The organism is Candidatus Izemoplasma sp., assembly GCA_036172455.1.
Taxonomy (GTDB): domain Bacteria; phylum Bacillota_I; class Bacilli_A; order Izemoplasmatales; family Izemoplasmataceae; genus JAIPGF01.
Genome location: JAXKVY010000001.1, coordinates 30,575 through 55,069 on the forward strand (window position 1 = coordinate 30,575; position 24,495 = coordinate 55,069).

Genomic DNA, 24,495 nt, shown 5'->3' on the forward strand with positions numbered 1-24,495 from the left:
TTATGGTGTAGAGAATTAGTGGTTGGTGAAAACTAATGCATAATTAACTTGAAGGTAGCCTTGGAGTAGTGATACTGAAAACCAGTAGGTATCAACGTGTCTCGCGTTAAGAGATTAAGTGCTAGTTATTAGAACTAAGGTGGTACCGCGGACTTTATGGTTCGTCCTTTTACAAGGACGGACTTTTTTTATAGACAAGGAGGTTTCAAAATGAAAGAGTTAGACAAAAAGTACAACCATCTGCAAGTTGAAGATGGAAAATACGATTTTTGGAAAGAAGGTGGGTATTTTAAGAGTGGTGATCTATCTAAAGAACCATTCACTATCGTGATTCCACCACCAAATGTCACTGGGAAATTACATCTTGGTCATGCATGGGATAATACAATGCAAGATTTAATTATCCGACGTAAACGTATGCAAGGCTATGATGCTTTATATTTACCAGGAATGGACCATGCTGGGATTGCGACACAGGCTAAAGTTGATGCGAAACTGAGAGAACAAGGTATCAGCCGTTACGATCTTGGTCGTGAAAAATTTTTAGATGTTGCATGGGAGTGGAAACGCGAATATGCAGATCATATTAGAGAGCAATGGGAAGCACTCGGAATTAGTGTTGATTATGATAAAGAACGGTTTACGCTTGATGAAGGATTAAATGATGCTGTAACTGAAGTATTCGTTACATTATATAATAAAGGCTTAATTTACCGTGGAGAACGGATTATTAACTGGGATGTTCAAGCGAATACAGCACTGTCCAATATTGAAGTGGAACATAAAGAAGTAAAAGGCGCTTTTTACTATTTTAAATATGTCTTAGAAGATGGCGATGACTTTTTAGAAATTGCCACAACACGTCCTGAAACAATGTACGGTGATACAGCTTTAATGGTACATCCAGATGATGATAGATTCAAAGACTATGTGGGTAAAAAAGCGTATATACCAGGGACAGATAGACTCATTCCAATTATCGAAGATGAGTATGTTGATCGTGAGTTTGGTACCGGCTGTGTTAAAGTTACCCCAGCACATGATCCGAATGACTTTGAAGTAGGTGTCCGTCATGACTTAGATAAAATTCTTTGTATGAATGAAGATGGCACCATGAATGCGTACGCAGGAAAATATCAAGGTATGGACCGCTTTGAATGCCGTAAAGCCTGTGTTAAAGACTTACAAGAAACTGGATTGTGCACAAAAATAGAAGAACTTGTTCACAATGTCGGACACTCAGAGCGTACAGGTGTTATTGTAGAACCACGCATGTCAAAACAATGGTTTGTTAAAATGAAGCCATTAAGTGAACAAGCTGTTGATCAATCAGAAGTTGAATTCGTACCTAAACGTTTTGAAAAAACATTCTTGCATTGGATGGATGGTACCCTTGATTGGTGTATATCACGTCAATTATGGTGGGGACACCGGATCCCAGCATGGTACCGCGATGGCGAAGTCTATGTTGGTAAAGATGCGCCTGAAGGTGAGGGATGGGAACAAGATACCGATGTATTAGATACATGGTTTAGTAGTGCATTATGGCCATTCAGTACCTTAGGTTGGCCAGAAAAGACCGATGACTTTAAACGATATTATCCGAATGATGTCATGGTTACAGGCTATGATATTATCTTCTTCTGGGTTGCGCGAATGATATTCCAAGCGTTAGAGTTTACCGGAGAATCCCCGTTTAAATACTGTTTAATTCATGGTTTGATTCGAGATCGGGATGGCCGTAAAATGAGTAAATCACTCGGTAATGGTGTTGATCCAATTGAAATTAAAGAACAATATGGTATGGATACCTTACGCTATTTCTTAACAACCAATTCTGCACCGGGTATGGATTTACGCTTTGAAATTGAAAAGGTTGAATCATCTTGGAATTTCATTAATAAACTCTGGAACATCTCACGATTTGTCTTAATGAATTTAGATGATCTAGCCTTTGATGAGATAGAGATTGATACCGATAAACTGACCATGGCTGACGAGTGGATTTTAACTCGATTAAATGAAACCATTAACAGCATGGATTATAATTATGAAAAATTCGAGTTTGGTGAAGCGGCTAGAGCCATTCATACGTTCAGTTGGGAAGAATTTGCGGCATGGTATGTTGAAATTGCTAAAATCGATCTCTTTGGAGATGATGAAGCACGTAAACAAACAGTCCGCTCAATCTTAGCATATGTTTTACTTGATATCATGAAGTTATTACATCCATTTATGCCGTTTGTGACAGAAGAAATTTATCAAAAGTTACCACACGATACTGACTCTATCATGGTCGCAAAATGGCCTGAAGCAATTGAAGAATTCACCAATAAATCATCGAAAAAGCATATCGAAATGATTCAAGAAATGATCAAACACGCACGTAATATTCGACAAAAATATGATGTTGCGCCATCAAAACCGATAGATGTCTATATTAAAACATCATCTGATATTCAAGCGGTACTTAAACAAAATAGTTCGATAATCAAACGATTTATCAATCCAGAAACGCTTGTCATTGATCAGGATATTACCTTAGATAAAGAGGTTGTTAGTATTGTTTTAACAGATGTTGAGTTGTTGTTACCACTGGGATCACTAGTTGATATTACAAAAGAAATTGAACGATTAGATAATGAGTTGAGCCGTTTAACCGGTGAAATAAAACGCTGTGAAGGGATGCTGTCAAATAAGAACTTTGTTGAAAAAGCACCTGAGTTTAAAGTCAATGAAGAACGTGAAAAACTAGCGGACTATAAAGAGCAATACAATACAGTTAAAGCACGTTTAGAGGAACTTAAAGACTAATGTTTCAAACGATTGATTCAGCAATTGCTTGGATTGAGTCAGTAAAAAAGTTCGGAAGCAAACTAGATTTATCTCGAATGGAACTTGCCTGTGAATTGCTTGGCCATCCTGAGAAAGATCTGAATGTCATTCATATTGCTGGCACTAACGGAAAAGGCTCAACGGTCGCCTTTCTAAATGCCATGTTGCGTGAGGCTGGATATCATGTGGGGACATTTACAAGCCCTTATATTGTGCGATTCAATGAGCGCATTACACTAGATGATACGCCAATACCAGATGATGAATTACTTTTCTACATTAATGAAATGCACGCATTGCATCATAAAGTTTTGAACGAATATAATCAAGTGATCACATTCTTTGAACTTGTCACTTTAATATCATTTTGTTATTTTCATGAGAACAAACCTGACTTTGTGATTTATGAAGTTGGTTTAGGTGGCAGGTTGGATGCGACAAATGTTGTTCAACCACTTGCTACAGCAATCACATCGATCAGCTATGATCATATGGGAGTTTTAGGAGACACCCTTGAATCCATTGCCCTGAACAAGTTGGGTATTGTAAAGGACAGTGTACCTCTCATATCAACCGTTGATCAACCTGAATTAAAACCGTTATTTGAACATGTCACCTCAGAACACAATGCCCCGTATTTTCCAGTTGATATAAAACGTATAGAAAAAGGTTTGTGCACTAACAAAAACTGTTTCCGTTTTGAAGGGATGACATATGAGATTCCTTTATTAGGCAGTCATCAACCTAATAATGCAGTATTAGCAATTGCGTTGATGCAACTGCTTAAAAAAGAAATGTATATTACATTTGATGATGAAATGATTCATAAGGGACTTAAAGCCGCAAAGTGGCCAGGACGTATGGAACAGTTTGGTAATACATTTTTAGATGGTGCCCACAATATAGGGGGAATAAAAGCTTTAAAAGAAACGGTGATGTCTTTATTCCATGATCGGACAATACATGTATTGTACACATCCATGGCCGATAAAGAATATTATGATATTATCCAGGTGATTGAACAATTTGCAGATACAATAACATTTACTCAGTTTGATTACCCGCGGTGTGAAAAAGCAAAAATTCTATTTGATGTTTCGACACACCCTAAACGTGATTATGTTGTTGATGCGCATCAAGCCTATGATGCGTTATTGCAAACCTATCCCGATGATATTATTATAATTACCGGAAGTTTATACTTTATTAGTTACATGCGACATTACTTAACAGACTAAGCATCCACTATGTGGGTGCTTTTTTTTGAGAAAAATAGACCCTATATCGATATGATATAGGTGAATGGAGTGATGAAATGTATATGATTAAAGAAATGCCACATCATGAACGTCCCCGTGAAAAGATGTTACATCAGGGCAAGGAACTCATGTCCAATGTTGAGTTAGTCGCAATTATTTTAAGAACTGGACATCAACACAAAAATGTATTAGAACTTGCTAAAGCTATTGTCTACCAAAAAGATAGTTTACAAGCAGTAGCCAATATGACTGTAGAAGAGTTATGTAATATCAAAGGCATTGGGACATCTAAAGCGATACAACTCAAGGCTGCGTTTGAATTAGGACGTAGAACCGCCCAGGAACAATCTAAACAAAAACTTATCTTAAGTTCTCCCGAATCTATTTTTTCTTATATTAAGCACGATGTAAAATCAAACACAAGAACATTTTATCGCTCTATTTTTTACAACAAAAGGCGCATTGATCAAACATGAGACATTGTTTATTGGCACATTAAACAGTGCAATAGTACACCCGCGAGCCTTATTTAAGAAAGCAGTTATGGCATCAGCCGCATCATTTGTTGTCTGTCATAACCACCCAAGTGGAGACCCAACACCTTCCAATAATGATTTAAAAATCACAAAACGTATTAAAGAAAATGCCAAGATGATGGATATTGTTTTTATGGATCATGTGATTATTGGTGAAGATAAGTATTTTTCTTTTAAAGAAAAAGGGCTTCTTTAGTGAATATGTCTTGCAATTTAAACAAAAGTTAGTATAATGAATATGGTGCGTTAAATGAGCACGATATAATCATTGACAAAAGGGTGATTATTTGGTATCATTTTTACGCTACACATAAGGCATACCGCACAGAAAAGGTATTAAAGCATAGCACCTTAATGGCGCGTCTTAAAAAATAATGAGGAGGTGCTTTTATGTACGCAATTATTGAAACAGGTGGAAAACAAGTGAAGGTATCAGAGGGATCAACAATCTATGTTGAGAAAATTGATGCTGATGTTGAAGAAACCGTAACGTTCGATAAAGTCTTACTTGTAGGTGGCGAAGATCTTAAGATCGGTAACCCTTACGTAGACGGTGTAACCGTTGAAGGTAAAGTCGAAAAACACGGTAAACAACGTAAAATCATTGTTTTCAAGATGAAACCTAAGAAAAAATATCGTCGTAAACAAGGACATAGACAACCATATACAAAACTTACAATTACAAAAATTAACGCGTAGATAGAATTTAAATTATTGGAGGTGACTACGATGTTATTAGAAATGAATATGTTAAAATGTATGGCTTCTAAAAAAGGGGTTGGGTCGACTAAGAATGGTCGTGACAGTGAGTCAAAACGCTTAGGAGCTAAAGTAGCTGATGGTCAATTCTGTAGTGCGGGTTCTATCATTTATCGTCAACGTGGAACAAAAGTTCATCCAGGTAACAATGTAGGGATCGGCGGAGACGATACCCTATATAGTAAAGTAGATGGCGTTGTAAAATACGAGCGAATTGGTAGAAATCGGAAACAAGCTTCCGTATATCCAGAATAAACCACATGGCAAATCACATTGTGATTTGCCATTTTCATTGTTTCTTAGTATACTTAAAGTATCTCATATAGAGGTGGCACTATGATTGAATTAGCCAACGAAAAAGACTTACATATCCTTGATGATATAGCTAAACGGGCTATTGTGGATATGCAAGCAAACAATATTCCACAATGGACTCTAGATTACCCACGGGAAAAAGACTTTAGGCAAGATATAGCGTTAAATCAACTCTATATTGTAAAGCGTAACCGTCAAATTGTGGGTTTTTCTGTGATTCGTAAAGAAAATGATAGGGCATATCAAACGATAGATACCTGGCATAAAGATAATAGTTTAGTCATACACCGTTTGGTGGTTGATCCCGACCATCAACATAAAGGTGTAGGCACTGAATTGTTTACCTATGCAAAGAAACAATGTTTATCAGGAGATTACGAGTCGATTAAAATTGATACCCACCCAGACAACTATAGAATGAAAGCTTTAATCCTTAAACAAGGCTTTGAAGCAAGAGGATATTTAGAAACAATCCACCGCGATGCCTATGAATGGGTAGTTCGTGAACACATTAAAGACAATGTGATGAAGCGTGTTGTGATCTTAGGTGCCAGTGGTACAGGGAAAACAACCCTATGTCGTATGATTGCCAATAAGTATAACCTAGATATGTTGCATCTTGATCAAATGTATTGGTTAAAAGATTGGCAGAATCTCAGTAAAGAAGCATTTAATCGTAAAATGAATCACTATTTAACTACTCATCATCGCTGGGCGATTGATGGAAATTACACGAACAATGCCCACTTTGATAAACGCCTGCAACTCGCATCAACCATCATCTTTTTAGATTATGGTACGCAGGCTGCCTTAAAAGGCATTCATGAACGGGCAGAAAAATATAAATATCGTACACGAAGTGATATGGCAGAAGGCTGTATCGAAGGAATCGATCAAATCTTTTTACAATATGTGGCCTTTTTTGATGACAAGGCCCGTAAAATCAAGGCATATATTAATCAATTTAAAGAAGATAAAAATGTCTTAATCTTTCAATCACGTCAAGAATTAATGACGTGGTTTAACCGTCACTAGGAGGTGACAATATGTTTGTAGATGTAGCAAAAATAAATGTTTCGTCAGGAAAAGGTGGCGATGGTATTGTTGCCTTTAGACGAGAAAAGTATGTCCCTAAAGGAGGACCTGCTGGTGGTGATGGTGGTAAAGGTGGTAGTGTGATTTTTGTTGGTAATGAAGGGATGTCCACACTCATCGACTTGAAATATAATAAAATTTTAAAAGCTGAAGACGGAGAAAACGGTAAACCAAAACGGATGCATGGTGCGGACGCTGAGGACTTAGTTGTTGACGTTCCACTAGGAACGACCATCTATAATGTTGAGACCAACACCGTCATTGGCGATATTACGCGTCATGAACAAGAAGTTGTTGTATGTAAAGGTGGACGTGGTGGACGTGGTAATGTCCAATTTACCACTAGTAAAAATACAGCACCAGAAATCGCTGAAAAAGGTGAACCTGGAGAAACCCTTGATATTCGTGTTGAACTAAAGGTTTTAGCGGATGTTGGACTAGTTGGATTACCAAGTGTTGGTAAATCAACTTTAATTAGTGTTGTGTCTAACTCAAAGCCAAAAGTTGCGGCGTATCACTTTACGACATTGCAACCTAATTTAGGTGTTGTTAAAGTAGACAATGATCGTTCATTTGTAATGGCGGACTTACCAGGGTTGATTGAAGGCGCTAGTTTAGGTCAAGGACTCGGTCATCAATTTTTACGTCATATTGAACGTACACGGGTGATTCTCCATTTAATTGACATGGGTGCTACAGAAGGTAGAGACCCTTATCAAGATTATGTCAAAATCAACGAGGAATTGAAAGCATATAAATACGACTTAATGTCGCGCCCACAAATTATTGTGGCAAATAAAATGGATGTGCCAGGCGCAGAGGATAACTTAGAGTTATTTAAAGCAGAACTTGAAGGGGATATTCCGATTATCCCAATAAGTGCCGTAACAAGAGACAATGTTCAACAATTACTGTATAAAACGGCTGATTTACTTGAAACAGCACCAACCTTGCATGACATGCAATCTGATCGTGAGGAAGATGTTGTTGAATATACTTTTGAGAAGAAAGAAAAACCATTTGAGATCAATCTTGGTGATGATGGCATCTATGAAGTCACAGGAACAACCTTAAAACGTATCTTTGAAATGACTGATTTCACGAAAGACCAGGGTGTTAAACGTTTTGCTCGCCAGTTACGACAACTAGGTGTTGATCACGCATTGCGTGAACGTGGCGTTAAACACGGTGACACAGTACGTATCTTTGATTTTGAATTTGAGTTTATAGATTAATGCAAACACCGATAGTTAGCAATACTAACTATCGGTGTTTTTATTGTATACTACCGTGTTTGTGGTATAATAATATAAGGAGATGATATAACATGTATGCATATTTAAATGGCACAGTTACAGACATTTTACCGAACTCCGTGGTCATTGATGTCGGTGGTGTGGGATATGATGTATTAACCCCAAATCCATATGAATATAATAAAAATGAAACAACGACGATCTATGTTTATCAACATGTTCGTGAAGATGCGATTTTGTTATATGGGTTTAAAGATAAGGATGCGAAAGCTCTATTCATTAAATTACTAGGAGTAAAAGGAATCGGGCCGAAAAGTGCCGTTGCGATTCTAGCGAGTGGTAACACCAATGACGTTGTTCACGCGATTGAAGTTGGGAATGCGAAGTTTCTTACAAAATTTCCTGGTATAGGACCAAAAGCAAGCCAACAAATCATTTTAGATTTGAAAGGTAAACTAGCGCTTGATGAAACCAGCATATCATCTGAATCCATCACTGAAGTTGAAGCGGCATTAAAATCATTAGGATATCGTGCTCGCGAAATTCAAAAAGCGATTAAAGATTTAGATGGATCAAAGCCAACAGATACATTAATCAAAGAAGCATTAGGGAAAATGTTAAAAAAATAATATTAGAAAAGCGGAAATGCGATGCATTTCCGCTTTTTATATACTTATAAACTGAATAATTGACAAATATCATCATGATCATAATCGTTGCTGATAGCAAGCATTAACAAGATACGCGCTTTTTGTCCATTTAAGCTTCCGCCTAAAATACAGCCCCGATTCACTAAATCTTTTCCACCACCAGGATAAGCATAACTATCAAGTACCCGCCCTGAGACACAGCGCGATACAATGACGACAAAGATACCACTGTTAATTGCGCGATCAACCGCATCAATCATAATCGGTGGTAAGTTACCGCGACCTAAAGCTTCAATAACTATCCCACGTGCTTCTTGTTCAATTAAATAATCAATTATATCTCCAGTCATTCCAGCATAGGCTTTAATAAGATAAACATCATCAACAAGTCTGTTTTCTAAACGATAGTCTTTAAAATGTGTGATTTCACGGTAATAGATGACTTCACCTTGATCAATGATCCCAAGTGGACCAAACTCGATTGATTTAAATGTATCAAGACTCATTGTATGGGTCTTAGTGACTTCAATGGCACTGTTTATGGTATCATTCAAGACAACAAGTGTTCCTTTTCCCATACTTAGAGGTGAAAAACATACCCGGATACTTGAAAATAAATTAGTGACACCATCATATCCAAGCTCACTTGCGTTTTTCATTGAACCAGTAACAACCACAGGTTTATTCGACCGAATAGTACAATGCAGATAAAAAGCCGTTTCCTCAAGTGTATCGGTTCCATGAACAATAACCACACCAGCAATATCATCTCGATCAGCATATGATTGGACAAGTCGCGATAAACGCTGCATATCTTTTGGTGTAATCGCAGGCGATTGCTTACGTGAAAACTCTTCAACAAATAAATGATTAAACTCTTCAATCCCAGATAATGTATTTGTGATTTCTTCAGGTGTCAATGTTGGAATAGCACCGTGCAATTTATCATCGACAGTCATTCCAATAGTTCCCCCTGTATAAATTAATGCCACATTTTGCATAAAACTCACCTCAAAATTAAACTAACTATATAATATCATATTTTGATAAAAAGAAGTAGGTGAAATTAAAAAAAGAAAAAGTGTCATTTAGTTAACATAATACTTTATTAAAAGCGATTTATAGATCAATGGTCATGACCACAATATATCTCAGAAATTACATTGATCAATCTTTCCATTTTTATAGCTAAATTTGCTTGAAGTTTATCGTTAATGTATAACCGAGAATTATTTTAATTTCGAGAGAGGTAAATTTCAAAAAAGAGAGGTTTCTCATATATAGAAATGTATGATAATTATGAAGACTTATAACACCTTTATTATAACGTTATATATTAGTTAACATAATATATATTATAAGAAGTCAAATAAAAATAAACAAACTTGTTCTTTTTCTTGAAAACCTTATCATATTACCACAATAATTATAAAAACGAATTACTTTTCTAGCTTATACTACTGGTTAACATATTCATATTTTTAAAATGACCATATTAAATATTATCAAAACCACTACTTCTTTTGGGGAGGATTTCGATATTTTAAATTTGCGATAATTCAGTATTTTTTGAGTCTAATGAGTATTCACTGGGGTAGAAACTAAAAATTCCTTAGAACGCAAATTTGATAGCATATAGCGTTTCTGCAATATACTGTTAAAACCATCAAAAAACCTGTCCAAATGAACAGGTCATAGATGCTTAATATCATTTAGTTTTAAAGCCTTATAATCTTCTTCTGCTTTTTGCATGTAGGTGTCATATAGTAATTTAGGAGCATGACAATCACTAGATAAAATTGTTGGTGCGCCAATTTCTTTTACGATCTTAAAGAATTCGAGTCTTGGATAAGGCTTTTTTTGGCCTTCTGATGTTTTTATTTGCTTTTTGCGGTAACCATTGGCATTATACTCAAGAGCAACACGATGAGTTTTCGCAGCTTCTGCAATTTGATAAGCTACTGCCTTTGCGGTGTCATCAAACTCTTTATAACCATGTAAGTAAACATCAGGATGCGCTATTATGTCAAAGAATCCAGTTTTAATCGCCTTTACAACGATATTTCCGTATTGTTTGATTTCTTGTTTTGTTGTTAAGGCAAATGCGGATTGCCGAGTAGAGACATCATCACCATAATAAATATAATGTTGTCCTAAAATGATAAAATCCAGGTCTTCTTTAAATGATTCGTATATTGTATGATCAATGGGAAAATATTCAATCTCTAAACCCTTTAGGATGGTTATTTTATCCTTATAAATCGCCTGGTTTTGTTCTATTTCTGCTAAATATCGATAATATTGATCGGTTGTCATACGTCTTGGGTCATGCATCCAGTCCATCGGCGCATGATCGCTCATGCCGAGCAGTGTAAAGCCGTGTTTAAGCGCTTTTTTAACGTAATCTTTAGTTGTACCTGTCGCATGTTTACAATATTTATGATGGGTATGATAGTTGTATTTCATGTTATCTTGCCTCACTAGAGAATTTTAATTATAGTCACGATGTAATTAATGACCCCAAATAAAACAAAAAATGTATAAAATATTCAATAAACGCGGTCATTATTACACGTTTTTACAGTTCTTATCGTGTCCATTATTGTAACATGTATTGATCATTAATACAAAGCATAAACTTCTCCTAATTGATTGTAGATTAGCCCTTCCTGTGGTAAAATAGACACGGTGATTAGATGAATAATAAACGACCGCTTGCCTACCGGGCAAGACCTCATAACTTTGATCATATCGTTGGGCAGGACCATATTGTTGGGAAAACAGGTGTGATCAGTCGCATGCTTGCGCAAGATAGCGTATTTAGTCTTATTTTATATGGCCCACCAGGTGTTGGAAAAACAACGATCGCAGAAGCTATTGGTGAAAAATATGGATTAAATACCTTTAAATTTAACGCTTCAACCGATAAAAAGGCGCAGTTACGGGACATTATTGAACAAAGTAAGCGATATGGGGCTTTGGTAATAATTGATGAAATCCATCGAATGAACAAAGATATTCAGGATTATTTACTCCCGCATGTCGAATCGGGGAATATTACGATGATTGGTTTAACAACGAATAATCCTTATCATTCTGTGAACCCCGCGATAAGGTCGCGTGTTCACGTTTTAAAATTAAAGGAGATAAAGACTGACGATATTATAAAACGCCTTAAACAGGTGGAAATAGACTTTAAAAATGAACTAACAGGGACGTTAGAGAGTTCTGTCTATCAATATATAGCTCAGGCTGCTAATGGAGAAATACGCACAGCATTAAATATGCTTGAACTACTTCATATGAGTTTTCCTGAACAAACTATATCGCTAGATATAGCTAAAAACACTTTATTACAGCCATCATTATCGCTAGATAAGGATGAAGACAATTATTATAATATCTTGAGTGCCTTTCAAAAATCTATACGTGGTAGTGATGTGGATGCCGCACTTCATTATTTGGCTAGGCTTATTATGATGGAAGATTTAGATTCAATATTACGCCGTATGAGTGTTATTGCTTTTGAAGATATTGGCTTAGCGAACCCGAATATTGTCTCTAGAATGCATGCGACAGCTTACACGTGTGAACGATTAGGCTTTCCCGAAGCGCGAATTCCGCTCGGATTTATGGTAATTGATCTTGCATTAAGCCCGAAATCTAATAGCGCTGAAGCATCTATTGATCGAGCACTTGCTGATATTGAGGCTGGTAAAACCTATAAAATACCGAATCATATCATTAATGTCAGTAATTTTGAGGACAAAGCTGCGTATAAGTATCCGCATGACTATGAAGATGCGATTGTTTCCCAACAATACTTACCGAATGAATTAATTGGGAAATCCTATTATAAAGCCAAGGAAACAGGCAAATATGAACGCGCATTAAAGGCAAGGCAAGATTGGTTAAACAAAATATTAAAAAAGAAACTGTAGGCAAACAGTTTCTTTTTTTGTAGTTAACACTATCAATTTCTAAATATCAGGGGAATCCTATCCTTAGGCCGGTTTTTAATTAATCATCATAATCTGTTATGTAAATTAGAAACCAAGCATTTATAAAACTACATGTATGTGAACCGCTCTACTGAAAATCACATTGGATGTTAATTGACTTATTTATCTTAGTAGGGACGGTTAATTCAGCTAATTTGTGTTCATAGTAATCATATAAGGCATTTCGAACAGTAATTGTGGTTGGATAGCGAAAAATTTTAATATGACTGGTTGTTAAAAGATTAAATGCATAGTGTCCAATGTCTGGAGCAAGTAAAACATCAATATCTTCTTCTAACAGTTGCTTTGTAATAACCTTTGCCCGTTTAATAGTCACTTTAGCTGAATTGTTTGTGATAAATGTATACTGTAGTTTACTATGATCATAGATACATAAATATGGGCTTTTTCCCAAACTTGTTGCCGCAAAATCATGCATAGTTTTGGTTGAAGCTGGAATGGCGATGCGCATGATTATTCGTGATGATGGTGCCCATGGTGATGGTGATGGTCATGATGTCCGCATGACTTTTGACTTGACACCAACGTCCCTCCAAGATATTCTTCTAAATTGGTTGTAATGTCGCCTTGGGCACCTAGAATAACATCAATATTATTGTGTTTAAATAAGGTAATGGCACGCTGCCCCATATTACCAGTAATAATGACATCAACATTTTGATCACGCAAGAATGTCGGGATGACACCTGGTTGATGTGGAGGCGGTGTGATATAGTTGGTCTCTTCAAGAGTGTGCTTGTTAACGGTAAACAAAGCAAATTCCTTTGAATGACCAAAATGACCTCCGACAGTTTGACGGTCTTCGGTTGGAAAAGCGATGATTTTATGTGTTTTGTGTTCTGTTCCCATATTATTCTCTCCTTTTAATTGTATATGATGGGTTGTATTATCTATCTGGAAGGCTTCGTTATGCAAGATAGCTTCTAAGAGCTTTTTACGGCCATCAGATAATAAACGTTGAATGGTTGCTCGTGAGACATGCATGGACTTTGCAGCATCAATTTGACTCATTTGCTCGATATCGCATAGTCGCATGGCTTCAAATTCATCGAGTGTAATGTGTTGTGTGGGTAATTTAGATTGTTGAGAACTGACAGGTTGATAATCTCGTGTTGCGCTTAAACGACGGGCAAAACGTTTTTTTCGGTATCGCATAAAAACCTCCTTAATGTGCATATGCACATAAATATCATATCTTATGCATACATATTTGTCAATGGGTAATGAACATTTTCATTGTACTTTGTGTATAAAATGTTTATAATGATGTTAAGATAATTTTGGAGTGATTATATGAGTCGTTTAGAAAAGCAAAGTTATTTTGCCTACCTTTGGCATGGGGTTTTTTTAGCATTAACCATGAGTATGTTAGACTTGAATACAGTGTTTCCTACTTTGGTGGATACCTTAACGAGTCAACCCATTGTATTTGGGATCTTATACTCAATGATGTTAGGGGTACCATTGGTCTTTAATATTGTTTTTAGTCATCATTTACGTAAGATTATATATAAAAAGAAATTCCTTATTATGGGTATGTATTTACGTGGGATTGCGTTTTTAGGAATGGCCATTATGACGTATTACTTTGCTTTAAGTAATCCATCATTAACGATTGCTAGTTATTTTATATTTGTGTTTATGTTTTCAATTAGTGCGGGATTTGCCGGCATTAGTTATTCGGATATTTTGGGAAAAACAATTCAACGTGAGAATCGAACGACGTTATATAGTATAAAACAGTTACTTAGCGCGGTTGCAGGTATTATAGGGGGATTAATTATCACGCGGATATTCAACCTTGGCATAGCGTTCCCAATGAATTATACTATCAGCTTGATGATTGGGTTTATCGGCTTATTTATTGCATCTATAGGTTTTTGGATATTAAAAGAACCACCCTCTATAATCGGAGAAACAACGACCACATTTGGTGATTATATTAAAGAAATTCCCACGGTATTAAAAACTGATCTGTCTTTTAAACGGTATATAGTAGTAGAAAATTTAAGTAGTTTTAGTATTATGATATTACCGTTTTATATTATATATGCAAAAAATGTCTTCAATTTAGAGAATCGTTATATTGGTATCTATTTGCTAATTCAGATCATTGGTACTGTCGTTTCAAATATTATATGGGGCTTGATTGCCAAAAAGACAAGCGCAAAGCGTGTTGTCCTGGTCTGTATATTGTTAGGCGGCACCAATCCACTTATCGCTCTCATATTGGGGATGACTAGCCCTATATTATATGGAATTATATTCTTTATATTAGGCTTTACCATCAGTGGTCGTAAAGTTGGGTTCGAACCGTTCTTATTAGATTTATCGCCTGATGCTAAGCGTGTCCAGTATTTAGGAATTCGTGGCAGTCTAAATGTGTTGGTGGTATTACTTCCTTTAGCTGGGGCTTTATTCATCGATTATATTGGATACACAGTTACATTCAGTATTGTTTTTGCTGTGATGATGCTTGCAGCAATCTTACTAACGGGTATTGATAAACAAGTCATTGAAGACTGTCAATGATAAATTCTCGAGTTTTTCTTTTATCTTCGTATAGAACTTAATATAATAATAATGAAAGTTGGTGGTTGAATGAAATCATTATGGCAAACGATAAAAGCAAAGTATTACTTTATTCCAGCGCTTTATGTACTGAGTGCTTTGCTTTTAATTACGATTGCACATATCTTAGAAAATGAGCAATTAATCCCTCGTGTATTGACAACGAGTGTCAGTTATGGAGATGCATTATTACCAATGATGATTGGTTCTATTGTTACACTGATGACAATTACGTTTTCATTGATGATGGTTGTATTAACTATGTATGGAGCTCAGTTTTCGCCAAGAACCTTGCAAGACTTCTTGTCGAGTAAGCAAAGTCAACATGTGTTAGGCTTTCTTATTGGAACCTCTATTTATGCGGTCATTAATTTTTATTTAATTCATGATTTTCAAGCCAGGGTCATTACCCCTATGATCGCAACGGTACTCTTTATATTAAGTATTCTTCTCTTTGCCTATTTTATTTATTATGTATCAAAAAATGTGCAAATTACATCCTACGTAAGACGGTTAGTTAAAACCATCGATCATACCGTAGAAAAGCGCCATCAAGAGGTGCTAGATAACCCCGATATACTTTATCAAAAAGAAGTTACGTTAGAAAAAATCCTTGATGAGAAACCAAATTTGTATAAGGCGCAGAAAAGTGGCTATGTTATTGGCTATCAACTCCAAGAGTTAAAAGCACTCGCAGAAGAATATAAGTGTGTATTAATTACTAAAAAACAAGTAGGACAATATGTTTTAGAGGAAGATGCCTTAATTGCGATTCATCAAATTGACTCAGTAGATGAAGAATTACACAATAGAATTGCCGATTGTATTAGTATTAGTAGCGAAGCTAAAATTGATTCGACCTTTGATTCTGGAACAAAGAAATTAGTAGAAATAGCTGTTAAAGCGCTCTCTCCAGGGATTAACGATCCTGAGACAAGTCGCTTTTGTATTTCAAACTTAGGGTTTATTTTACAAAAATTATCAACGATTTTAGCGCATACAGTATACCAAGTGAATGGTGAGATACGGCTTGTTAGCCGGCAAGTATATTTTACAAAGGTGTTGTATGATCATTTTGCTGAAATCAAGTTATATGGCTTTAATAACTTCTCAATTATCACTGAAACCGTCAAATCATTAACACGGATTGCACAAAATACTGATTATGAACAAAACCAAGAAATATGGAAGTTTGTCCATTATTTACTTGATGATGTTGACTTAACGACATTGCATGAATACGATCTATCTCCGATTCATAATGCTGTTGATCGTTTGGCAGAGCATTTAGAAGTTGAGAACGATTTATCCGATGAAAAAACAGCGTGAGCATAAGCCCACGCTGTTTTATATACGGTTATAATTGTGTATCGATCAGTACAGGAATTAATATTGGTCGACGTTTGGTTTTGTTGTATAAAAAGTTCCCTATTTCGTCTCTAACATGTTTTTTGTAGTCACGCCAGTTGATATAGCCGCCCTTGAATTCTTTCTCACTAATGCGTTTAAACGCTTCTTTAACGTCATCAATTAAATCTTCGTTTTCTTTCATGTAGACAAAGCCACGAGAGACAACTTCTGGTTCACTGACTAAAACTTTCTTTCTAGCATCAACGTTCGCGATTAAGAGCATCACACCATCTTGCGCTAACATTTCACGATCGCGTAAGACAACATCGCTCAGATCACCTTCTAAGATACCATCAACTAAGAAATCATCTGTTTTGTAGCGTTCACTGGTATCTTTGATTTTACCATTGATGAATGTTGCGACTTCACCATTTTCTAAGGTGATGATGTTATTGTCGCTATAGCCCATCTGCATCATGATGTCTTTAACCGCGTATTGATGTCTATATTCACCAATAATCGGTACGATATAACGGGGTTCTAACATGTTGACTAATAATTGAATATCATTAGCACTGGCATGTGCTTTTGGTAAGATACTTTTATCTATCTTAATCATGTTCACATCATTACGATAAAGTATATCTAAGGTCCTAGCAGCTATGTTTTCAGTTCCAGGGATGGGTGGCGTTAATGAAATAATGGTATCGGCTTGGTTAATATGAATCAACCGATCTATTTTTTTCACCATACGCTGTAGCATATAAAATGGTTCATGACGTTCCCCAGCAACTAATACGACACCGTTTTTAAGTTCGTTTTTATTGTGATCATCAATGAAACGCAGGCGTTTTAACTTATCTTTTGGAATGGGTAAATAACCTAAGTTCACGGCGATATCAACAATACGTTGTGTTTTTCTTCCAATAATCGCAATATCCTTATCGTATTTTAAGGCAATATCAATCACCTTTTGAATACGTGATAAATCAGTTGAGAACGCGCTCACAATTATACGGCTTTCAGCCTCCATAAAAGCTTGATTCAAGGCATAATCCAACTGTGTATTGTCGGGGTTGCTGTTCATTTGATCAGCGCCTAATGATTCGGTGAGTAAGGCTAAGATGTTTCTTCCTGCTATTTGCGATAATTTGGCATAGTCAGTTTTATAATGCATACTCACGCTTTGATTAAATGAATAATCTGCGGCGTAAACAATCGTCCCATCAGGGGTATTGATTGCAATCCCGAGCGTTTCTGGGATACTATGGGTTACTCGGAAGAAATCAACTGTGATATCATCAAAACGCATTGTTTTTGATCCATCAACTGTGAACATATTTAAGTCATCCACAGAGATATCATCATCTTTTAAACTATCTTTCAGAATTTCTAATGTAAAACTCGATCCATAAATCGGTGGGTTCACGATCTTGAGTAGTTTGTTGACAGCACCAATATGGTCTTCATGTCCATGACTCAAAAATAATCCTGCGATGCGATCTTTATGTTGTTCAATATAGCTTAAATCAGGTATAATACAATCAACCCCGAATAGTTCTTGAGTCGGGTATTTAAGTCCAGCGTCTAATATAAAAAGTTTGTTATTAATATCGATAAGATACATGTTTTTTCCGTCTTCGCCTAGGCCTCCTAGCGCGAAGAATTTAATTTTTGACATATTTATCCTCCTATTCTTTATTATTATAACACAGTCATTTCAAATAGTATATTACCAGGCGAATTTTTTCATAAAAGAGCGTTTCTTAAAGTCATATCTATGTTACACTAGTATATATAAGGTGAGGTGACACAATGGTAAACTACCCAAATAAAAAACAGTCATTTAAACGCAAAAAGGTCAGTTATTCTAATCGAGGAATGTCCTTTGAAGCATTGATTAATGAAGCGAATGAGTATTATTTAACGCATGATATTGCAGTCATTCATAAAAAGCCGATTCCGATTCAAGTTGTGAAGGTTCATTATCCATCACGTGAAGGAGCTGTGATTAAAGAAGCCTATTATAAAGTGCCATCCACCACCGATTATAATGGGATATATCAAGGGTTTTATATTGATTTTGAGGCAAAAGAGACGCGCAATAAGACATCGTTTCCTTTAAAAAATATTCATCACCATCAAATCACGCATATGCAAAAGGTTGCTAAGCATGGTGGCATTGCCTTCATACTAATCTATTTTAAACGGCATGACACAATGCATTTACTTGATATTGCGCAACTAACGTATTATGTCAATCGGGCTAAGAAAGGCCGAAAGTCGATTACGTATGAAGAAATTTGTCAAAACGGTTATCCCCTTGATGAAGGGTATGCCCCTAGAATTGCGTATTTAAATGTAGTTGATCAATTGATTGCACACAAAAAGTCGGATTAACCGACTTTTTTTATGAGGTTATTCAATGGTGCTACCCGGGGCGATTTTTTTATCTGTAAAGGTTGCCCCAGAAGACACGCGGCAGTTGCGTGTAATGACTGTTGCTTTTGGCACTGTGACATTCGTACCAATCGCATTGACGCCACTACTGAGTAAATCAGGGCGTTTTTTATTTGGTGTATAGTCATCGCCTTCACCAATAATGACAAATTCTTCAATTTTACAGCGTTTATCAATGATGGCGTTTTCGATATAAGCATTTGGTAAAATTTCGGTGTCATTTAAAATGACGCTATTAATGACTGTTGCGCCTGGATGGATTACAACACCGGGACTGATCACGCTTTGCTTCACTGTTCCGGCGATGATGCTTCCATTGGACAGTAAAGCTTGTTTAATGATCGCTTTTGATCCGACTTTTACACTTGGCATGTCTTCACTTCTGGTATAAATTTTCCAATTAGGATCATACATGTCTAAAGGAATTTTATCAACGGTTGATGTCAATTCAACATTTGCACTTAAGTAGGCATCATATGTCCCTACATCCTTCCAATAGTCATTAAAGATATGGGTGTATAAGGTTTCTGTTTTTAATAAATGGGGAATAATATGTTTACCAAAGTCTAAATCCGCTTCTTTGACGGTTTCTAAGGCATTGAGTAAGACATCTGTATTAAAGACGTAAATGCCCATTGAGGCTAAGTTACTATCGGGGTTGTCGGGTTTCTCTGCAAATTTGGTTATTTTGCCGTCATCGTTTGCCGTTAAAATACCGAATCGATGGGCGTCATCCCAATCTACAGGCTGAACAGCAATTGTACAAGCCGCATCTTTTTCTTTGTGTAATGCGATCATTTTGCGATAATCCATCTTATAGACATGATCGCCTGATAAAATTAAGACATATTCAGGGTTTTTACGTTTAATAAACTCAATGTTTTGTAATACCGCATCGGCAGTCCCGCTATACCAATCTTTGTGGGGTTGTAATAAACTAAGTGATGAATCTCTTCGGTCAAGGTCCCACGGTTTTCCCATACCAATATGTTCATTTAGGGATAACGGTAAATATTGGGTTAGAATAGCGATGTTAAAGATACCTGAGTTTGTACAGTTACTGAGTGTAAAGTCGATAATACGAAATTTACCGGCAAAGGGTACGGCAGGTTTTACCCGTTTTTCCGACAAGACATCTAAGCGACTACCCCGGCCTCCGGCAAGGATCATAGCTAATGTTTCCATTTTATTCCTCCTTAAGTTGTGTGTATAAGGTTATATATTTTTGGGCACTAACTTCCCAACTAAAGTCCTGGTTCATAGCGCGTCTAATGAGTTGTTTCCATAGTGTTTGATCGCCATAAACTTCTAATGCATTATTAATCGCAAACAACATATCACCAGCATCATAGTTTTCAAAGCCAAAGCCCGTGCCTTCATGGGTATATTTGTTATAAATTTCAATAGTATCCCTTAGGCCACCTGTTTTACGGACAATTGGAATCGTACCGTAAGCTAAACTAATAAGCTGTGATAAGCCACATGGTTCGAATCGACTTGGCATTAGAAACATGTCTGCCCCCGCATAAATTTTACGGGCAACCTCATCACTATAGCCAACATAAACACCAACATTATCTGGGTAAGCATCTCGTAATTCTTCAAATAGGTGTTCTAAGTATTGATCACCTGATCCGATTAAAACAAACTGGGCATCTTCTTTTTTGATAATCCCTTCAATAACATCCGCGACTAAATCAAATCCTTTCGCTTCAGTTAAACGTGATACCATACCGATAATCGGCCGATGATTATGCGCAAGTGAGAAATACTCTCGTAACGCTTTTTTATTTTCTCGTTTGCCTTTCAGATAATTATACAAACTATATGAATAGGTTAAGGTTGGATCATTTTTAGGATGAAACGTTGTATAATCAATGCCGTTGACAATACCATACAAGTCATCTTTTCTCGGTTTTAAAACATTTTGCATACCATAGCCAAAGTAATCATATAAGATTTCATCAGCGTAGGTTTCTGAGACAGTGGTGATGATATCAGCGGTACTAATCCCGGTTTTTAAGAAATTAATCATATTATCGAATTCTAACAAATCGCTATATTCAAGGTTTAAATAAGGCATTAATTCTTTACTGAACACCCCTTGATAGGCTATGTTATGTATAGTCATAATCGTCTTAATATTTTGATATTTAGGGGTTTTGTTATATTTAGAGGATAAAATATAAGGAATTAATCCTGATTGCCAATCATTACAATGAATAATATCAGGATAATACTCTAACGCATTTAACATCTTAACAACGGCATTGTTAAAAAATCCATAACGCTCACCATCATCGTAGTGTCCGTATAATGTATCACGATAGCCAAAATAATACTCATTATCAACAAAATAATATGTCACGTTATCGTGTTCAATGAATTCAATCCCTGCATATTCTTCTTTTTTACCTACTTTCACACGAAAATGTGTCAGGGGTTTAAAGCTATCTTTAAAGCGTTTTTTGGTCACCCCATGTTTGGGTAAAACCACGCGCGCATCAACACCTAAACTTACCAGCTCTTTAGGAAGTGATCCTAATACATCCGCAAGGCCACCTGTTTTACTAAATGGCACAGCTTCACTCCCGACAAATAATATTTTCATATAAAAACCTCCATTCACTTCTTTATTATACCGTAGATTAGTTTGAGATAAAAGGGTTAAAGAATAAAATAAATAAGGCATACAAAAAGTGATACCTGTTGGTACCACTTTTTTGGTTGCCGAGTGTTTTATTCCATTTGTTTTAATGGAAAGTAAACGACCACACCAACTAACAGAGTTAAGATAAGTGCTGGCAATAGATAAGTCGCATTGTAAACAATTGAATATACCCACACATTTTGATCCCCTGCATACTCACTAAATAGTAAGACACCAGCTAGGACATGACTCAAGAATCTTAAGCAATATCCAACCACAATTGCTAAGGCAAATGTAACAATGTTATCACCAGTAAAGCGCTTGATAAATCCAACAAGACCAATAACGCCAAAGGCAATTGTGTAATCAAGGAAGAATGATCCCCAATGATACAATACCCCATCAAGCATTAAGTTTAGTAAGCCGTAAACGACTCCTCCAATTACACCAGCCAGTGGTCCATTGCGCCACGCAATAACAATTAATGGCAAGACACTAATTGATACACGCCCTCCTTGTGGCATATTTGGTAAGAAACTAAATGCAAATTCAAGAACAAAGGCCATGGCCACTAAAATAGCCACTTCGACAAGTACTCGTGTGTTGTTCATGATAACCTCCTTTAAAAAAAGATTTGTCCCATAAACCTAAGACAAATCTTAATATGTAGAGTTATCTTAGGTTTATGGTAGTGTTGTATTTACTTATGTGTAATACCATTACCCTAAGATAAAAGAAAAATCTTAGGATAATTGCCTAAGATTATAATTTTTCAACTATGTATCCTTTTTTGGCATTATCCAATAAGTGCGGTCGGTGTTTGCAACACCCTCTCAGCCAGTTCACTAGCTCCCGATTAAATTACACATATATTATAGCATATTTGTGCCATTGTGCAAGGATAATATATAAATACTTCAACCCCGTTGCAAAACAATCCTTATGTTGATTGACAAGACGCCAAGCTAAGCGCAAAGATGAATAACAAGAGATACCAAACAATTGTACTTATAGGGGATGTAAAAAAGATTATAAGACTTTGTTTGATCCGTGCAGAATGATTACGTTTTTTGACAACAAAGTAAAAAGCGATGATCCGTACAAGGCTAATTGCCCATAACGCTAACGATACAAAAACCCCAGCGTAACTTAATGGTAAAAAGATTGATGCGACTTCCGGATATCAATTACATCTTTTAATAGATAAAATACCCCAAATAATAGAATACCAATGAATAGATTGATAATATGGACTATAAACAGATACTGTTCATGTGTATTAAAACGTGTTGTGTCTTCATTCATGATATCACCTCATACTGTCAGTATACTAATATTTTGATATTCAAACTAATTATATGCACTAAAAAAAGCCTACATAAGTAGGCTTAGGTTATAATTTCAAAAATAATATCACGTTTAGAGACCGGTGTATCGATTATGGTGAATGCGTCTTCGACATCTGTTAAGATTTCATCAATCGCATCTAGATTATTATATATTTTTGCGATAACATCACCTTGAGACACTGAATCACCAACTTTTTTTGTTAAAACAATCCCAACATCTGGATCGATATCATCATCTTTTGTTTTACGTCCTGCGCCAAGTTTCATAGCCGATAAGCCAATCGTTAAGGCATTAATCTTTTCAATGTATCCATCTTTTTTGGCGGTTATTTCAACGATTTCTTTAACATTAATGAAATCTTCTAAGGCAGGTAATTTACCACCTTGTGCCTCAATAAATGCATGTTGTTTTTTTAAGGCATCTAAGTTGTCAATCTTTTGATTAATGAGTGTTTTTGCATCGTCTAATGAATCGGTTAAACCAGCCGCTTTAATCATATGACTTCCTATTGCTTTACATAATTTCGTTAAATCGTCAGGACCTTTACCTTGTAATGTCTCGATCGCTTCAACAACTTCTAGTTTGTTTCCAACGGCATACCCTAGCGGTTGCGACATATCCGTGATGAAGGCGACCACTTTACGGTCTAAGTTAGTCCCGATTTTAACCATTAACTGTGAGAGTTCTTTGGCATCATCTAAGGATTTCATAAACGCGCCTTCTCCAACTTTAACATCAAGGACGATCACATCACTACCACTGGCTAATTTTTTACTCATAATACTGGATGCGATTAATGGAATACTTGGCACGGTCGCAGTGACATCTCTTAATGCATACAAAAGTTTATCTGCTGGGGTTAAATTAGCGGTTTGTCCAGCAACAGCAATGCCGATATCATTTACTTGATGAATGAAATCATCGATATCAATATTGATACTTAGTCCAGGAATACTCTCTAATTTATCTAAAGTTCCCCCCGTATGACCGAGTCCACGACCACTTAATTTAGCTACTTTTGCGCCTGTACTCGCAACAAGTGGACCTAATACTAAGGTTGTTTTATCGCCTACACCACCGGTAGAATGTTTATCGACTTTTCGGCCACTAATTTGTGACAGATCAATTTGGTCACCACTATTTAAAATCTCTAACGTTAATGTGGTACTTTCTCGATCGGTCATTCCTTTAAAATATATTGCCATACATAAAGCACTGACTTGGTAGTCAGGTATCTCTTTATGGGTATATCCTTGAATAAAAAACGCGATTTCTTCATCACTTAAGGCGTGACCATCCCGTTTCTTTTCAATAATGTCTACCATTCTCATCTAAATCACCTCTTATTTGTATGTGTATTATAACATATTTGTATCTGGTTAGTAAG

General features: G+C 36.2%; 23 protein-coding genes and 1 other annotated feature (1 of these 24 running past the window's edge). Of the genes, 13 read left to right on the top strand and 10 right to left on the bottom strand.

The genetic code is table 11. The features are described 5' to 3' along the window. Positions 1 to 172: a binding site (T-box leader), on the top strand (it extends 33 nt beyond the left edge of the window). 38 nt (positions 173 to 210) lie between these two features. The 9 genes from UMR38_00145 to ruvA all read left to right on the top strand — a co-directional run bounded on the left by UMR38_00145 (position 211) and on the right by ruvA (position 8,684). Then, positions 211 to 2,814, top strand: a complete 2,604-nt coding sequence (locus tag UMR38_00145; protein ID MEC9484266.1) for a valine--tRNA ligase — start codon at positions 211 to 213, stop codon at positions 2,812 to 2,814. Next, a complete protein-coding gene (locus UMR38_00150; GenBank protein ID MEC9484267.1) occupies positions 2,814 to 4,073 on the top strand; it encodes a folylpolyglutamate synthase/dihydrofolate synthase family protein in 1,260 nt (419 codons plus the stop codon). The genes UMR38_00145 and UMR38_00150 overlap by 1 nt, the downstream gene beginning before the upstream one ends. A gap of 77 nt (positions 4,074 to 4,150) precedes the next feature. Beyond that, entirely contained in the window at positions 4,151 to 4,570 is a 420-nt protein-coding gene (locus UMR38_00155) for a UPF0758 domain-containing protein (protein MEC9484268.1), read from the top strand. Beyond that, a complete protein-coding gene (locus tag UMR38_00160; GenBank protein MEC9484269.1) occupies positions 4,557 to 4,826 on the top strand; it encodes a JAB domain-containing protein in 270 nt (89 codons plus the stop codon). The genes UMR38_00155 and UMR38_00160 overlap by 14 nt, the downstream gene beginning before the upstream one ends. A 194-nt stretch (positions 4,827 to 5,020) precedes the next feature. Further along, a complete protein-coding gene (gene rplU, locus UMR38_00165; GenBank protein MEC9484270.1) occupies positions 5,021 to 5,329 on the top strand; it encodes a 50S ribosomal protein L21 in 309 nt (102 codons plus the stop codon). 60 nt (positions 5,330 to 5,389) lie between these two features. Continuing rightward, positions 5,390 to 5,644, top strand: coding sequence for a 50S ribosomal protein L27 (gene rpmA / locus UMR38_00170; protein MEC9484271.1), 255 nt, complete (start codon positions 5,390 to 5,392; stop codon positions 5,642 to 5,644). 81 nt (positions 5,645 to 5,725) lie between these two features. After that, on the top strand, positions 5,726 to 6,739 hold the full coding sequence (locus UMR38_00175; GenBank protein ID MEC9484272.1) for a GNAT family N-acetyltransferase: 1,014 nt from the start codon (positions 5,726 to 5,728) through the stop codon (positions 6,737 to 6,739). Between the two features lie 11 nt (positions 6,740 to 6,750). Beyond that, positions 6,751 to 8,034, top strand: a complete 1,284-nt coding sequence (obgE, locus tag UMR38_00180; protein ID MEC9484273.1) for a GTPase ObgE — start codon at positions 6,751 to 6,753, stop codon at positions 8,032 to 8,034. 92 nt (positions 8,035 to 8,126) lie between these two features. After that, positions 8,127 to 8,684, top strand: a complete 558-nt coding sequence (ruvA, locus tag UMR38_00185; protein ID MEC9484274.1) for a Holliday junction branch migration protein RuvA — start codon at positions 8,127 to 8,129, stop codon at positions 8,682 to 8,684. Between the two features lie 44 nt (positions 8,685 to 8,728). Here the strand turns inward: ruvA and UMR38_00190 are convergent, their stop codons facing one another. Both UMR38_00190 and UMR38_00195 read right to left on the bottom strand, forming a co-directional pair. Continuing rightward, the gene (locus UMR38_00190) at positions 8,729 to 9,706 is read right to left on the bottom strand and encodes an asparaginase (protein ID MEC9484275.1); all 978 of its coding nucleotides are present in this window, start codon (positions 9,704 to 9,706) and stop codon (positions 8,729 to 8,731) included. 691 nt (positions 9,707 to 10,397) lie between these two features. Beyond that, positions 10,398 to 11,171 carry a histidinol-phosphatase gene (locus UMR38_00195; GenBank protein MEC9484276.1) on the bottom strand — a complete coding sequence of 258 codons (774 nt, stop codon included), beginning with the start codon at positions 11,169 to 11,171 and terminating at the stop codon, positions 10,398 to 10,400. Positions 11,172 to 11,401: 230 nt separating this feature from the next. Here UMR38_00195 and UMR38_00200 point away from each other — a divergent pair, with 230 nt between their 5' ends. Beyond that, positions 11,402 to 12,646 (top strand): replication-associated recombination protein A, encoded by a 1,245-nt coding sequence (locus UMR38_00200; protein MEC9484277.1) that lies wholly within the window; start codon positions 11,402 to 11,404, stop codon positions 12,644 to 12,646. A gap of 148 nt (positions 12,647 to 12,794) precedes the next feature. Here the strand turns inward: UMR38_00200 and UMR38_00205 are convergent, their stop codons facing one another. Beyond that, complete coding sequence (locus UMR38_00205; GenBank protein MEC9484278.1) at positions 12,795 to 13,178, bottom strand: NifB/NifX family molybdenum-iron cluster-binding protein; 384 nt, start codon at positions 13,176 to 13,178, stop codon at positions 12,795 to 12,797. Between the two features lie 2 nt (positions 13,179 to 13,180). Beyond that, complete coding sequence (locus tag UMR38_00210) at positions 13,181 to 13,882, bottom strand: NifB/NifX family molybdenum-iron cluster-binding protein (GenBank protein ID MEC9484279.1); 702 nt, start codon at positions 13,880 to 13,882, stop codon at positions 13,181 to 13,183. Between the two features lie 138 nt (positions 13,883 to 14,020). On the opposite strand from UMR38_00210, the gene UMR38_00215 reads away from it, so the two are divergent. Beyond that, the gene (locus tag UMR38_00215) at positions 14,021 to 15,259 is read left to right on the top strand and encodes an MFS transporter (protein MEC9484280.1); all 1,239 of its coding nucleotides are present in this window, start codon (positions 14,021 to 14,023) and stop codon (positions 15,257 to 15,259) included. Between the two features lie 69 nt (positions 15,260 to 15,328). Continuing rightward, entirely contained in the window at positions 15,329 to 16,627 is a 1,299-nt protein-coding gene (locus UMR38_00220; protein ID MEC9484281.1) for a DUF2254 family protein, read from the top strand. A gap of 28 nt (positions 16,628 to 16,655) precedes the next feature. On the opposite strand, the gene UMR38_00225 is transcribed toward UMR38_00220, so the two are convergent. Further along, positions 16,656 to 18,329, bottom strand: coding sequence for a ribonuclease J (locus tag UMR38_00225; GenBank protein MEC9484282.1), 1,674 nt, complete (start codon positions 18,327 to 18,329; stop codon positions 16,656 to 16,658). Positions 18,330 to 18,463: 134 nt separating this feature from the next. Between UMR38_00225 and recU the strand changes: the two genes are divergently transcribed. Beyond that, the gene (recU, locus tag UMR38_00230; GenBank protein ID MEC9484283.1) at positions 18,464 to 19,048 is read left to right on the top strand and encodes a Holliday junction resolvase RecU; all 585 of its coding nucleotides are present in this window, start codon (positions 18,464 to 18,466) and stop codon (positions 19,046 to 19,048) included. Positions 19,049 to 19,066: 18 nt separating this feature from the next. Here the strand turns inward: recU and UMR38_00235 are convergent, their stop codons facing one another. From UMR38_00235 to UMR38_00255, 5 genes are all read right to left on the bottom strand, one after another. Further along, positions 19,067 to 20,293: a sugar phosphate nucleotidyltransferase gene (locus UMR38_00235; protein ID MEC9484284.1), complete on the bottom strand. Its 1,227-nt coding sequence runs from the start codon at positions 20,291 to 20,293 to the stop codon at positions 19,067 to 19,069. Position 20,294: 1 nt separating this feature from the next. Continuing rightward, positions 20,295 to 21,719, bottom strand: a complete 1,425-nt coding sequence (gene glgA, locus UMR38_00240) for a glycogen synthase GlgA (protein MEC9484285.1) — start codon at positions 21,717 to 21,719, stop codon at positions 20,295 to 20,297. Positions 21,720 to 21,847: 128 nt separating this feature from the next. Further along, on the bottom strand, positions 21,848 to 22,369 hold the full coding sequence (locus tag UMR38_00245) for an ECF transporter S component (GenBank protein ID MEC9484286.1): 522 nt from the start codon (positions 22,367 to 22,369) through the stop codon (positions 21,848 to 21,850). Positions 22,370 to 22,907: 538 nt separating this feature from the next. After that, the gene (locus UMR38_00250; protein ID MEC9484287.1) at positions 22,908 to 23,063 is read right to left on the bottom strand and encodes a hypothetical protein; all 156 of its coding nucleotides are present in this window, start codon (positions 23,061 to 23,063) and stop codon (positions 22,908 to 22,910) included. 83 nt (positions 23,064 to 23,146) lie between these two features. Beyond that, positions 23,147 to 24,439, bottom strand: a complete 1,293-nt coding sequence (locus UMR38_00255) for a pyrimidine-nucleoside phosphorylase (GenBank protein MEC9484288.1) — start codon at positions 24,437 to 24,439, stop codon at positions 23,147 to 23,149. Positions 24,440 to 24,495: the final 56 nt, after the last annotated feature.